This window comes from Rhizobium sp. 9140 (assembly GCF_900067135.1).
Classification (GTDB): domain Bacteria; phylum Pseudomonadota; class Alphaproteobacteria; order Rhizobiales; family Rhizobiaceae; genus Ferranicluibacter.
On the sequence record NZ_FJUR01000002.1, the window covers coordinates 802,051 to 814,641 of the forward strand.

Sequence of the window (12,591 nt, forward strand, 5' to 3'; positions counted from 1 at the left end):
ACAGGACGACCGAAAATCCGGGTCGGGGTTCTGATCCGTCCTGAAATCGCCGTATCACTCCTGTCCTAAGTGCGACGTTCTGCGATATGTCGCGTTCGCAAACAAAGACAAGTGGCAGAGTGCGAGGAAACGATCCCACCAAGTATCGCAGCGAGCTCGAGCAGATCATTGCACGGTGACGGCCGCAGGCTGGAACCCTGCTGGCGGGTGCCCACACACAGCCGACCCTTTCCGGTCATCCATGGAGATCCGTCGAGCTCCATACCGGTGCCGCCGTCTAGCCAGATGATGCCGATGTTTGTTCATATCCTGGCGAGAAAGTCCTCCGTCAACACAATTTCCAACTGCACGGAGAACCGATCCCCTAACAATTCGAGCGAGGCGTCATGGGTATCATCGGCGCCGCTGCAAACGGCGTCCTTCAGCAGGATGACGCGATAGCCGAGGTCTATAGCTCCTAGAGCTGCGGCTAGAACACAGACGTCCGTCTCCCCGCCTGATATCGCGAGTGTCTCTACGCCCTCCCCCGCCAGGACGTGGTGAAGCTGGCCGGTGGTCCATGGGGAATAGGTCATCTTGTCAAAGACCCGGGCAGGCGGGACCAAGGCCGTGAGCGACGGAACGAGGTCGATCATGTCCGGCCCTAGCTTGTCCACGGTCATGGTGTCCCATTTCTCGTAGTAGCTTCGCCACATGCCGGGCATATCCTCTGCCCGCCGGGGCGGCACGAACCGCGTGAACACCGTGCGCTGCGGATGACGTCTCGCAATTTCCTGGACCTGAGGCGAGACGTCTCGCATCCATGGGACATGCCAGGGCGTGTCTTCTGCGAACATGCGCTGCATATCGATGCACAAGTGGATCCAGTGACTGTCTTTCATCGTCTCCTCCGTCTGATACGAACCAACATCACAGACAGCGGTTCCCCGTGGGCCGAGGGTTCACCATAAGCTTCTTCGTCGAGACGAGATGTATCTGCTTCCAGATCGGCAGTCGGCTCCCTCACGTTCGGTATGCATACGAATATACCCACCATTCGCTCATCATTGCTCCCGTAAGGAACCGGCAATGGGATCGTGGTCCGTCGCATACGCGAACGCCGAAGCGGACGTGGCAGGCGTCTGCAGTTTTCGCAAGGGTAGGATGTCGGTTTCTCTCTGAACTGGAAATCGGCGAGCCGACGCTGGAATGTGCGAAAGTCTCCAGGTCGCTCGCGCGGCCGGTCACTCTCATGGATGATCTCGTTCTCAACGTCTATCTGGGCAGTTTGGTCGATCGCATCCCCAAGTCATTAGCCGGGCAAATAGTCTGCCTTCGTCTCTTCAGAGACTTGAACGCCCACTCGCCGCACTCGGAAGCGCCCTTCCAGAAGCATTATCGGACGTATTTGACACATTCTCAAATGAACGGTAGAAATTTTCAAAAAGGTAGAATTCCGGAGGCTCTCGTGTCGCTGAATATCAAAAACCCGGCAACGGTCGCGCTGGTCGATGAACTCGCTCGTCGGCAGGGTATCAGCAAAACAGCGGCGATCCACCAGGCGTTGACCGAGCGCCTTCACCGTCTTGGGCATGGCGAGGTCCAGAAGGACCGTATGCTCGATGACTTACGCGCTATCAGATTGAGGGTCGCACGGCTCCCGGAATTGGAAACGCGCAGCGACGAAGACCTCGTCGGGTTCGACAAACACGGGATCCCCACCTGATGGTCCTGGATACATCGGCCATCGTCGCAATCCTGCGAAACGAGCCGCCCGCGGAACGACTGGAGCGAGCTCTTGTTGCCGATCCCATCCGGCTGATCCCGGCCACATGCGTGCTCGAAGCCCGTATGGTCATGGTCAGCCGGCGCGGCGAGCATGCCCTGGCCGAACTCGACCTGTGGCTCGCCAAGATACGTGCCGAGATCATTCCGGTCGATGTCGAGTTGGTCGATCTGGCAACGCAAGCTTGGCTTACCTACGGCAAGGGCCGCCATCCCGCAGGATTGAATTTCGCGGACTGTTTTTCCTACGCATTGGCGAAGCGTGCGGATGACGCCCTTCTCTTTATCGGAGAACGTTTCAAACAGACGGATGTCGAAGCGGCATGAATACCGAGGGAGCGATCGTTGACGATGGGATGCCAGAGCCTTCACACTTGCTCGGCAAGTCCAGTGCTCCCGTGAACGGCACAGGTGACGGCGTACACGGTCGCACCAAACGGCCGTTGTGCCGCACCTCACTGTAATAGTCGGGCGGCGGCACCAAACATTCGCGAATGCAGGCCTTGCCATACCGTTCAATGTGAGGACCGAGGCAATCACAAAAGCGACCATCATGCGATGAGGCATTAACCCGAGAGATCATGAAGATCCGTTGTAATCGCACCGCTGATGGAGAAATCCGAGAATTGGACATTCAGGCCGCTGCGCTCCGGCGTACAGGCGGTAACCCCGACGAGATAACGCTGCGCCCGCGGAAATGGAGCCAGACGGAGCAGTGGCCACCGTTTGCCGTCAGACGAGGCCTGAATACGGATAGCGCCACCCTTCAGGGTGACGCGGATGTGGAAGTCTTCGAGCTGGTCGAACGGCTGGGACACCGACCAGTCCGATTTTCCATCGGTGACAACGGCGCTGAGAAAACGCTCACCGTCCGTAAACTCCACGCCCGTCTTCACCCATCGGCTTTCGTCGATGCGGACCATCAGGCCGGCCTGATCGTAAAGGGACCGGAACTCCCCCTGTATGCGGACACGCACCGTAAAATCATCGTCGACGGGGACGCCCAGGAAATGGCCGCTATCGCGCGTGAAGCCGTAATGCGTCTCGCGCCAAAAATCGGTATTCATGTCCGTCGTCAAGGTGACACCGGTTTCGATCGCCTTCCACACGGCAGGTTCGTTCAGCCACTTGGCCTGTTTCAGGTTGACGTCCATTGTTCTCCTCCGGAGTTGCGTTCGGCACGATAGCCAAGAGCGCTGCTTCGCGCTCCTCCGATATCCTTGATCGCTGCCCGCGTGAAGGTGGCTCTTCTCGAACGCACCGCCGCGGCCCTTGCGAAGAATGCAGTTGTGTCTCCTCATTTAGACGAAAGTGTTTTCAGCCTGGCACGGGGAGGCGGACCATACGCTCATCTGACGGAGGCATTCTCTGGACGATAGGCAATCCCCTCCCCCGAATACGCGAAGACCCGCAGCCTTTTTCCGCTGCGGGTTCATGCCGTTATTCCTCAGAACGCTTCCCAACTTTCCTGCACGCCGGCATTGCCGGGAGCGGGTGACATTTCTGGCGGTTGAGGCGGGAGGGCGTCGGGTCGCGCGGTGAGGTTGCCGCTGAACCGGGCTTGCGGCCATGAGGGTGGCCGTGTGGCGGCGCGTGCTGCCGATCGGGGAGCGGGCTCAACGTGGTGAAGCGCTGCCTACCCGATATTTAGGGTGAGGCAAGTCTGTCGCGGCCTGTCGTTCGTCTGGGGATAGTCGGCGCTGCAATAGAGACATGCTGCGGCCTCCTTCCCTCTGAGTGCCGAAGCCGGATGTCAGCGATCGATGTTCAAGGACGATCGCGCTGCCGCGCAGCCTCCCGTCGTTCGGCGTGAACGACCAGCCGGCCAAGCGCCATCAGCGCGATGCCGATGGGAACGGCAGGGGTGGCGGTGAGGGCCTGCAGGACGGCGAGGAGGAAATAGGGGTGGATGTCGGTGATCAGCGCCAGCGGCACGAGACCCGCAGCAAAGATCAGAAAACCTGCAAGGATGGTCGCCTGGCCGGGAGACCGCAGGCAGCCAAACAGGAGGATGAGCAGGAAGACGGCGGTGACAAGGGTTCCCACGATAGCCTTTCGCAAGGTTAGGACCGTTTCGGCATTGAACTCTCGCAGCGTGCAAAAGGCAAGGCTGCAAGAGTTTTGACACGGGGTCGGGAACGGAGATGACAGATCGCGTGGGGGATCCTCATTCACCCCCCTTAGAGGCAGACGCGGTCGCTTTCGTTCATTGGAAGGCCATCGACCGGCACCGTTTCACGCCTCACCTTCCCTCCCCGCGCCTTCTCCCACGGGCATATAGAGATCGCCGCCATTCCTGTACTTCGCAGCCATGGCCTCCAGCCCTTCCTTCTGGGCTTCCGCACGGATGTCGTGGGAGATGCGCATGGAACAGAATTTCGGGCCACACATCGAGCAGAAATGGGCGACCTTGTGGGCGTCCTTCGGCAGGGTCTCATCGTGGAAGGCGCGCGCGGTGTCGGGATCGAGTGAGAGGTTGAACTGGTCTTCCCAGCGGAACTCGAAGCGCGCACGTGACAGCGCATCGTCGCGCAGACGGGCCGCCGGATGGCCCTTGGCAAGGTCTGCGGCGTGGGCGGCGATCTTGTAGGTGATGACGCCGGTCTTTACGTCGTTGCGGTCGGGCAGGCCCAGATGCTCCTTGGGCGTGACGTAGCAGAGCATGGCCGTGCCGAACCAACCGATCATCGCCGCGCCGATACCGGAGGTGATATGGTCGTAGCCGGGCGCGATATCGGTCGTCAGCGGCCCGAGTGTGTAGAACGGCGCCTCGCCGCAGACGGCGAGTTGCTTGTCCATATTGGCTTTGATCTTATGCATCGGCACATGGCCGGGGCCTTCGATCATCACCTGGCAATCGCGGCCCCAAGCGATCTTGGTCAGTTCGCCCAGCGCCTCCAACTCGGCAAACTGCGCCGCGTCGTTGGCGTCGGCGATGGAGCCCGGGCGCAGGCCGTCGCCGAGCGAGAAGGAGACGTCATAAGCGCGGGCGATCTCGCAGATCTCCTCGAAATGCTCGTAGAGAAAGTTCTCCCGGTGGTGATGCAGGCACCACTTCGCCATGATGGAGCCGCCGCGCGAGACGATGCCGGTCACCCGGTTCACGGTCAGCGGGATATAGGAGAGCCGCACGCCGGCATGGATGGTGAAATAGTCCACCCCCTGCTCCGCCTGTTCGATCAACGTGTCGCGATAGATCTCCCATGTGAGAGCCTCGGCAATGCCGTTCACCTTTTCCAGCGCCTGATAGAGCGGAACGGTGCCGATCGGCACCGGCGCGTTGCGGATGATCCAGTCGCGGATATTGTGAATGTTGCGACCGGTCGAGAGGTCCATCACCGTATCCGCGCCCCAACGGATGGCCCAGACCATTTTGTCCACCTCTTCCGCCATGGACGAGGTGACGGCGGAATTGCCGATATTCGCATTGATCTTCACGAGAAAGTTCCGGCCGATGATCATCGGCTCAAGCTCGGGGTGGTTGATATTGGCGGGAATGATCGCTCGGCCCTCCGCCACCTCGCGGCGGACGAATTCCGGTGTGACGAAATCCGGCACCTCGGCGCCAAAGCTCTCCCCGTCCCGCGCGAGGGCTTGGCGCTGCCTCTGCCGCCCGAGGTTCTCGCGGATGGCCACGAATTCCATTTCCGCGGTGATGATGCCCGCGCGGGCATAGGCGAGTTGCGTCACGGCGCGGGATCCCGCAGCCTTCAGCGGCGCGGCGCGGACGGGAAATTCCGGCGTCAGGCGGTTGCCCGCAACGAAGCCATTGTCGGCCGCGATCACCGCCCTCCCCTCATAGGCCGTGGTGTCGGCACGCGCGCTGAGCCAAGCGTCCCGGATGCGCGGCAGGCCGCGATCGATGGAGACGATATGGGCCGGATCAGTATAGGAGCCGGAGGAATCATAGACGGTGACCGGGTGTTCGCCGGCCGTCGGGTGGAGCGCGATCTCGCGCATCGGAACGCGGATGCTGGGGTGAAGCAGCCCGGGCTTGAACACCTTGGTCGAGGCCGGCAGTGGGCCGGTGGTGACGCTCGGCACAAATTGTGAAGTGGCAACAGTCATGGCAAGGCTCTCCGAGGTTGGAGACCCAGTCCCAGTGTTGGAATGATGAGAAGACGCATGCCGGCTATCTGGCGGAGATCCACCCAAGAGCCTGCAAGCATCGCACCGTCCCTCCGCCAGTATGAACTGGATCAGGTTCAACGGGTCACTGCGCGCAATAGCAGTATCTCAGCCCCTTGCCGGGACCCCCCTGGTGAATATGCGGAAGGTTGCATGGAGCCATGGCCGCGGTCAAGCCGGCTTTTAGCCGCGCCTTTTGCAGCGCGGAGGATAGACGGAGACCGTCCTATCATGCCTGTGAATCGACCACCCCGGATCGATTGACAAGTCTCGTTGGACGCCGTCTCCCGAGAGCGAGACTCTGCGCGTATGAAAACTCCGTCCTATCGGTTGCATCTGGAACGCTGCGGCCCGTCGCGCGGCATGGCGCGGTTCTACGCGCCCTCGCTGGAGCCCTCGCTCTTCTGCGAAATCGTGCTCGTTTGTCGCTGCTGCCGGATTGGATCTGCGGGGCGGTCTCGTACCGAGGTCTTCGCGGACGACCGGGCGGCGATGATGGCGCTTCACTGGCAAAAGAGGGCGCGGGGTTATGCGGTGGGGCAGTGCGGGTTGCGGCGCGCGGCCGCGCGAGTTGACAGCTGTCAACTTCGGCCAATACGCGACTCACCCCCATTCAAAAGTTGACAGCTGTCAACTCGCTCTGCCGACGCGGCAGAGCGGGGATAAAAGGTCGGAATCGCTCTTCCGTTTCAATGTCGCCCGCCTTCGTTTCTCCCCGCCATTGGCCGTCCGCTTATTCTGAGCGCGCCGCCACGACGAATAGTCGCGAGGAGGCACTGTGGACAGGAAGAATGATTCAGATTTCACATTTCAAATATAGCTTGACGCGACTCAGCAATCGACCTCAACCTCTAACGGTCAGAGGCAGATATATGCGCCCCCGGCGTAACACGCTGCCACCTCTGTATATGTGATAGCGCGACGTATACACTGACGCCAGAGAATCGCCGCCGCGCGGGCGGGAACATGGCAGACATCGAACATCCCCCGGACGCAGCCCGTCCGCAAGCCGCCGGCACGCTGGCCAGACAGTGAGGAAAGAAACGACATGGCCCCAACGGCCCACACGACACGCACCGGCCCGAAAAACGCGGCGCCGACACCATCGGCGGATCTGACGATCGCGGCGGATGCAAGCGCGCTGTCGGAACAGCTGAAGGCGATGCGCGAGCGGCTGTTTCCGCCGACCGCGACGAAGACGCTGCGGGCGTTCTCCTCCGGCGAGGCGGCCAAGCTGATCGGCGTGTCCGACGGCTATCTGCGCCAGCTGTCGCTGGCGGGGGAGGGGCCGCAGCCGGAAACCGGCGCCGGCGGACGCCGCTTCTATTCGCTGGCCGATATCAACGCGCTGCGGCTCTACCTTTCGGAACAGGCGCTGGCCAAGGGCCATGCCGCCAAAGCGCGCGGCTACCTACCGCGGCGGGATGCCGAGGCCGGCGAGCGGATGCAGGTCATCTCCGTCACCAATTTCAAGGGCGGCTCCGGCAAGACGACATCCGCCGTGCATCTGGCACAATATCTGGCGCTGACCGGCCACCGGGTGCTCGCCATCGATCTCGATCCGCAGGCATCGCTGTCGGCGCTTTTCGGCTATCAGCCGGAGCTGGACCTGACCGGCAACGACACGCTCTATGGCGCCATCCGCTACGATGCCGAGCAGCGGCCCTTGTCCGACGTCATCCGCCAGACGTATTTTCCCGGCCTCGATCTCGTGCCCGGCAATATCGAGCTGCAGGAATTCGAGCATGTGACGCCGCAGGCGCTGGCAGACCGGCAGTCCGGAAAGGAGGGGGCGACCGGTGGCCCCCTGTTCTTCGCCCGTATCCAGGCGGTGCTGGACACGGTGGAGGCCGATTACGACGTGGTCGTGATCGATTGCCCGCCGCAGCTTGGCTATCTCACGCTGTCGGCGCTCTGCGCCTCGACCTCCGTCATCGTCACCGTGCATCCGCAGATGCTGGACATCGCCTCGATGAACCAGTTCCTGTTTATGACGGCCGATCTGCTGTCCGTCGTGCGGGATGCCGGGGGCACGCTGAATTTCGATTTCCTGCGCTACCTCGTCACCCGCTTCGAGCCGAATGACGGGCCGCAGGCGCAGATCGTCGGCTTCATGCGCTCGCTCTTCGGCGAGCGCGTACTGACGGCGCCCATGGTGAAATCGACCGCCGTGTCGGATGCGGGGCTGACCAAGCAGACGCTCTACGAGGTCGGCCGAGAGAATTTTACCCGCGCGACCTACGACCGCGCGGTGGAATCGATGAATGCCGTCAACAGCGAGATCGAAACGCTGGTGCATGCGGTGTGGAACCGTTGACGGGGTCGAGGACGGGAATGGGCGAGCGGCCGCAGGGCTCTTCGCTGTTGCAGACGAGTTGAGCGAGCGGCTTTCGGGCCGGGAACGCGGAAAGGATCGGATGATGGCGGGGAACCGCAAGAGCGAACTGAAGGCGCTGTTTGGGGGCGGGCTGAGCCCGGCCGACGTCGTACGTGCGGCTGAAACGCAAAAGCTTGATACGAGCGAAGATCCGGCGCCCGAACGGAAATCGGCCGAAGGGTCGATGCATGCCAGCCCGGGTCCTACCAACCCGGGAACGCCGGGGGATGGTGTGCCGCCCGCACCCCACACGCGCAGCGCATCCGGCGCGGTCAAGGTCATGGGCCTCTCGCTGAACGCGATCACCCGCGAAGCGGAAGAAGCGCGCGCGCTGCGGCAAGCCCTGTCGGAAGGCGAGCACGTCGTCGGCATCGACCCCGCACGGATCGAGGCCTCCTTCGTCGAAGATCGACTCGTGATTGACGGACCGACGGACGAGGATTTCGAGGCACTGGTGGAAAGCGTGCGCGAGGCGGGCCAGCAGGTGCCAGTGCTTCTGCGCCCGCACCCGGAGAAGCAGGGCGTCTACCAGACGGCCTATGGCCACCGCCGCATCCGCGCTGCCGCCCGCCTCGGCCGTCCGGTCAAGGCAATCATTCGCGCGCTGACCGACGACGAACTGGTTCTGGCACAGGGCAAGGAAAATGCCGAGCGCCGCAACCTCTCCTTCATCGAGCGCGCACTCTTTGCCCGCAACCTCACGGAACGCGGTTTCGACCGCAAGACGATCGGCGATGCGCTGGCCGTGCAGAAAAGCGAGCTTTCGCGGCTGATGCAGGTGGCCGAGGGCGTGCCGGACCGGTTCATCCGACATATCGGCCCGGCGCCGAAGGTCGGGCGGGAGCGCTGGATGAAGCTTGGCGAGATCCTGTCGAAGGAAGCCCGGCAGGAGCAGGCCATCGACGTCGTCCATTCCGCAAAGTTCAAGGCGGCCGATAGCGACAGGCGTTTCCAGATCCTGTTTTCCCATCTCGACGCGTTGGGCAAGCCGATGAAGACGAAGCGCAGGGCAGGGGACACTGACAGCGGAGACGTGAGATCGCTGACGGATGCCCGTGGCCGGGTCTTTGCTCGACTGAAGGTGGAGAACGGCGCAACGCGGATCGAATTTGCCGAGGGCACGCCGCCGGCCTTCATCGATGCCGCAGCAGCTCTTCTGGCCGAGGCGCATGAAACCTTCGAGCGCGAGGCGGGCGGCGAAAGCTGAACCCAACGCGCAACGACCTTGCCGCCTCGAACACCGGGGCGGCCTCAAACGACATGAACCAGAAAAGGACGACCAAGAGAGCAAGAAAAAAGGCCCCCAAAACGTCACCGTCATGGAAGCCCTCTTCAATCTAAGCAGTTCGAGAGAATCACTTCCAGCCATCAAAGTCAAGAGTCAGCGGCAGAAATGCTGAATGGCGAAGCCATGACCGAACGTTTTCGGTTGCCTGGTGAAGCCTTCTGATATCGAGGACATCTGTGCCTGAATGCCTGAAAACAAGGGTGTCAGCGAAGGAAGACGTGTGCCGTGCCGGGGGAGGCTTGCCTCCCAACGGAGATGGAGAAATGGAGAAATTTGCAACGACGCCTTTCGGCGGCGCACGGTTGACTGCGCGCAATTTCGCGCTTCGGGCCGACTTGGAGAAGCGACAGGCGCGTTTGAGGAACGGCGAGGGCGGCAATGCGACCGGCCAGGCCGAGAAATACCAGATCATCCGTGCGCTCAGCGAAGCCCGCACCGTCTGGAACCTCTCCGACAGGGCAATCGCCGTGCTCGAGGCGCTGGCGAGCTTTCATCAGGACCGTCATCTCGACGGCCGCGCACCGATCATCGTCTTCCCCTCCAATGCCGAATTGTCGCTTCGTGCACGCGGCATGTCACCCGCAACGCTCAGGCGACATCTTGCAAGCCTCGTGGAGGCCGGGCTGATCCTGCGGCGCGATAGCGCCAACGGCAAGCGTTACTGCCGTCGCGACGATCACGGCGACGTCGAGACCGCTTTCGGCTTCGATCTCGCGCCGCTGGCGCTGCGGGCCGAAGACATCCTCGCAACCGCTGCCACGTCCCGCGACACTGCCCGCCGCATCTCCCGCCTGCGCGCCGAAATCACCCTGCACCTTCGCGACATCGCCAAGACCATCGCTGCCGCCATTGCAGAAGGTCGGACCGAACGGGGTGCCGATCCCTGGCACGGGTTCGTCGAACGCCTGCGTGACCTCTCCGGCCGCGTCCAGCGCAACGGCACGGAAGAGCATCTGTCGGCCCGCTGCAATGCGCTCCTGCGGCTGCGTGCGGAGGTGGAGACCGGTTACCTTAACGCTCTCACCGAGGAGGAAATGAGCGCCAGTGAGCGTCATTCTGAGCACCATATTCAGAATTCAGAATCAGAACTTTCTTTTGATAAAAACGGCCAAAGACTGAAAGTGGACGGCGAAGCCGGAGAACCAAATACGCCGGAGCGGACATCGACAGGCCTTGCGCTGAAGGATTTTCTTGCCCTTTGCCCCGATATCGCCGACTACGCCCGCGGCGGTGTTTCCCGCTGGCAGGACGTGATCGGTGCGGCCGAGGTCGTCCGCACCATGCTGCGCATCAGTCCCAGCGCCATGGCCGCAGCCCGTACCGCCATGGGCGACATCGCCGCCGCCATCGTCATCGCTGCGATCCTGCAACGCAGTACCATCATCCGCTCGCCCGGCGGCTATCTGCGCAACCTCACCGCCAAGGCCGCACAGGGACGCTTCTCAATTGGCCCCATGTTGAAGGCCTTGGGATGAGCGGGGAAAGGGCCACGGCCAGGCACCACGATATGCGCTTTTCTTTCCAAAGCGTCTCGTCCCGTGAGGTCCGGCGGATATGGGCTCGGCCATCACCACGCATCGCCGTTTCCAGTGGGCGGGTTTCATCATCCCCTTTCGGCTCTCCGACGCGAGATCAATATTCCACAATCGACCGGAACATTAGAAAGCGATTGTTACCCGTAGAATAGTAAATCCATAGAGTATTGGAGCAAACGAGGAGAACACCATGTCCTACACCAGCCGCAAGCCGGTCAAATTCGCCTACTGGGTGCCCAATGTCTCGGGCGGCCTCGTCATTTCCGATATCGAGCAGCGCACGAGTTGGTCGATCGACTATAACAAGACGCTGGCGAAGATCGCAGAGGCCAGCGGCTTCGAATATGCGCTGAGCCAGATCCGCTTCACCGCTGGCTACGGTGCTGAGTTCCAGCATGAATCGGTCTCCTTCAGCCATGCGCTGCTGGAATCCACGACGACGCTGAAGGTCATCGCGGCCATCCTGCCGGGGCCGTGGAACCCGACGCTTGCGGCCAAGCAGATCTCCACGATCAACCATCTGACCAATGGCCGCGTCGCGGTCAACGTCGTCAGCGGCTGGTTTCGCGGCGAGTTCCACGCCATCGGCGAGCACTGGCTCGATCATGACGAGCGCTACCGGCGCTCCGAGGAGTTCATCCGGGCGCTGCGCGGTATCTGGACAGAAGACAATTTTACCTTCCACGGCGATTTCTACCGCTTCAACGACTATTCGCTGAAGCCGAAGCCGATCGATCCGCAGCCGGAGATTTTTCAGGGCGGCTCGTCGCGCGCCGCCCGCGACATGGCCGCCCGCGTGTCGGACTGGTACTTCACCAATGGCAACACGCCCGAAGAGATCGGCAAGCAGGTGGCCGACCTCAAGGGCAAGGCGAAGGAGAACGGCCACAGCGTGCGCGTCGGGGTCAACGCCTTCGCCATCGTGCGCAATACCGAGGAAGAAGCGCGGGCGGTGCTCGCCGAGATCGTCGAGAAGGCCAATCCGGAGGCCGTCAACGCCTTCGGCCACGAGGTGAAGAATGCCGGCAAGGCCTCGCCGGAAGGCGAGGGGAACTGGGCGAAATCCTCCTTCGATGACCTCGTGCAGTACAATGACGGCTTCCGCTCGAACCTGATCGGCACGCCGGAGCAGGTGGCGCAGCGCGTGGTGGACCTGAAGCGTGCCGGTGCCGATCTCATCCTCCTCGGCTTCCTCCATTTCCAGGAAGAGGTCGAATATTTCGGCAGGCACGTCATCCCGCTGGTGCGGGCGATCGAGGATGCGGAGGCGGCAAGCGCCATCGCAGCGGAATGACGCCGTGAGAGCGGCGGCCGGCTGACGGTCGCCGCCATGGGGCAGCGTTGCGGCCAGGTTTTCCCGCAGCAACTCGGAAGGCCGGGTGTCACCGGCAATTTCCAGAACCTCGCGTTGGTGCCGGGCCTTCTCTCTCGCCCCGCTTGCGGCCCTTCGGCGCGTTTGGGCGGAAGCGTGTGGAAAGGATGTGACCATGACCGCCCCA

Annotated in this window: 11 protein-coding genes and 1 riboswitch; of the genes, 7 read left to right on the forward strand and 4 right to left on the reverse strand. The window is 62.2% G+C overall.

The genetic code is table 11. The annotated features are described in order from the left end of the window. Positions 1-302: 302 nt before the first annotated feature. Positions 303-881, reverse strand: coding sequence for a cysteine hydrolase family protein (locus GA0004734_RS21075; RefSeq protein ID WP_092937645.1), 579 nt, complete (start codon positions 879-881; stop codon positions 303-305). A gap of 350 nt (positions 882-1,231) precedes the next feature. On the opposite strand from GA0004734_RS21075, the gene GA0004734_RS26505 reads away from it, so the two are divergent. Next, on the forward strand, positions 1,232-1,705 hold the full coding sequence (locus tag GA0004734_RS26505) for a type II toxin-antitoxin system VapB family antitoxin (RefSeq protein WP_245292566.1): 474 nt from the start codon (positions 1,232-1,234) through the stop codon (positions 1,703-1,705). Then, the gene (locus GA0004734_RS21085) at positions 1,705-2,091 is read left to right on the forward strand and encodes a type II toxin-antitoxin system VapC family toxin (protein WP_092937647.1); all 387 of its coding nucleotides are present in this window, start codon (positions 1,705-1,707) and stop codon (positions 2,089-2,091) included. Before GA0004734_RS26505 ends, GA0004734_RS21085 begins: the two co-directional genes overlap by 1 nt. Positions 2,092-2,330: 239 nt before the next feature. Here GA0004734_RS21085 and GA0004734_RS21090 read toward each other — a convergent pair whose 3' ends face one another. The 3 genes from GA0004734_RS21090 to thiC all read right to left on the reverse strand — a co-directional run bounded on the left by GA0004734_RS21090 (position 2,331) and on the right by thiC (position 5,832). After that, complete coding sequence (locus tag GA0004734_RS21090) at positions 2,331-2,918, reverse strand: DUF1349 domain-containing protein (protein WP_092937649.1); 588 nt, start codon at positions 2,916-2,918, stop codon at positions 2,331-2,333. 613 nt (positions 2,919-3,531) lie between these two features. After that, positions 3,532-3,810, reverse strand: a complete 279-nt coding sequence (locus GA0004734_RS21095; RefSeq protein WP_139056317.1) for a hypothetical protein — start codon at positions 3,808-3,810, stop codon at positions 3,532-3,534. Between the two features lie 189 nt (positions 3,811-3,999). Continuing rightward, the gene (gene thiC / locus GA0004734_RS21100) at positions 4,000-5,832 is read right to left on the reverse strand and encodes a phosphomethylpyrimidine synthase ThiC (protein ID WP_092937653.1); all 1,833 of its coding nucleotides are present in this window, start codon (positions 5,830-5,832) and stop codon (positions 4,000-4,002) included. A gap of 90 nt (positions 5,833-5,922) precedes the next feature. Next, a riboswitch (TPP riboswitch) is annotated at positions 5,923-6,034 on the reverse strand. Between the two features lie 167 nt (positions 6,035-6,201). Between thiC and GA0004734_RS21105 the strand changes: the two genes are divergently transcribed. The 5 genes from GA0004734_RS21105 (at position 6,202) to sfnG (ending at position 12,386) form a co-directional block, all read left to right on the forward strand. Continuing rightward, positions 6,202-6,516 carry a WGR domain-containing protein gene (locus GA0004734_RS21105; RefSeq protein ID WP_092937655.1) on the forward strand — a complete coding sequence of 105 codons (315 nt, stop codon included), beginning with the start codon at positions 6,202-6,204 and terminating at the stop codon, positions 6,514-6,516. Positions 6,517-6,940: 424 nt separating this feature from the next. After that, positions 6,941-8,209: a plasmid partitioning protein RepA gene (gene repA / locus GA0004734_RS21110; RefSeq protein WP_092937657.1), complete on the forward strand. Its 1,269-nt coding sequence runs from the start codon at positions 6,941-6,943 to the stop codon at positions 8,207-8,209. A gap of 100 nt (positions 8,210-8,309) precedes the next feature. Then, on the forward strand, positions 8,310-9,476 hold the full coding sequence (repB, locus tag GA0004734_RS21115) for a plasmid partitioning protein RepB (protein ID WP_092937659.1): 1,167 nt from the start codon (positions 8,310-8,312) through the stop codon (positions 9,474-9,476). A gap of 344 nt (positions 9,477-9,820) precedes the next feature. Continuing rightward, a complete protein-coding gene (gene repC / locus GA0004734_RS21120) occupies positions 9,821-11,032 on the forward strand; it encodes a plasmid replication protein RepC (RefSeq protein ID WP_092937661.1) in 1,212 nt (403 codons plus the stop codon). Between the two features lie 250 nt (positions 11,033-11,282). Next, the gene (sfnG, locus tag GA0004734_RS21125; protein WP_092937663.1) at positions 11,283-12,386 is read left to right on the forward strand and encodes a dimethylsulfone monooxygenase SfnG; all 1,104 of its coding nucleotides are present in this window, start codon (positions 11,283-11,285) and stop codon (positions 12,384-12,386) included. The last annotated feature ends 205 nt before the right edge of the window (positions 12,387-12,591 follow it).

What these genes read in the sequence shown, in the direction of transcription:
- GA0004734_RS26505 (WP_245292566.1), top strand. Translation starts at nt 1,232, where the DNA reads ATGGATGATCTCGTTCTCAACGTCTATCTGGGCAGTTTGGTCGATCGC.
- GA0004734_RS21090 (WP_092937649.1), bottom strand. Translation starts at nt 2,918, where the DNA reads ATGGACGTCAACCTGAAACAGGCCAAGTGGCTGAACGAACCTGCCGTG.
- GA0004734_RS21075 (WP_092937645.1), bottom strand. Translation starts at nt 881, where the DNA reads ATGAAAGACAGTCACTGGATCCACTTGTGCATCGATATGCAGCGCATG.
- GA0004734_RS21105 (WP_092937655.1), top strand. Translation starts at nt 6,202, where the DNA reads ATGAAAACTCCGTCCTATCGGTTGCATCTGGAACGCTGCGGCCCGTCG.
- sfnG (WP_092937663.1), top strand. Translation starts at nt 11,283, where the DNA reads ATGTCCTACACCAGCCGCAAGCCGGTCAAATTCGCCTACTGGGTGCCC.
- repB (WP_092937659.1), top strand. Translation starts at nt 8,310, where the DNA reads ATGATGGCGGGGAACCGCAAGAGCGAACTGAAGGCGCTGTTTGGGGGC.
- thiC (WP_092937653.1), bottom strand. Translation starts at nt 5,832, where the DNA reads ATGACTGTTGCCACTTCACAATTTGTGCCGAGCGTCACCACCGGCCCA.
- repA (WP_092937657.1), top strand. Translation starts at nt 6,941, where the DNA reads ATGGCCCCAACGGCCCACACGACACGCACCGGCCCGAAAAACGCGGCG.
- repC (WP_092937661.1), top strand. Translation starts at nt 9,821, where the DNA reads ATGGAGAAATTTGCAACGACGCCTTTCGGCGGCGCACGGTTGACTGCG.
- GA0004734_RS21085 (WP_092937647.1), top strand. Translation starts at nt 1,705, where the DNA reads ATGGTCCTGGATACATCGGCCATCGTCGCAATCCTGCGAAACGAGCCG.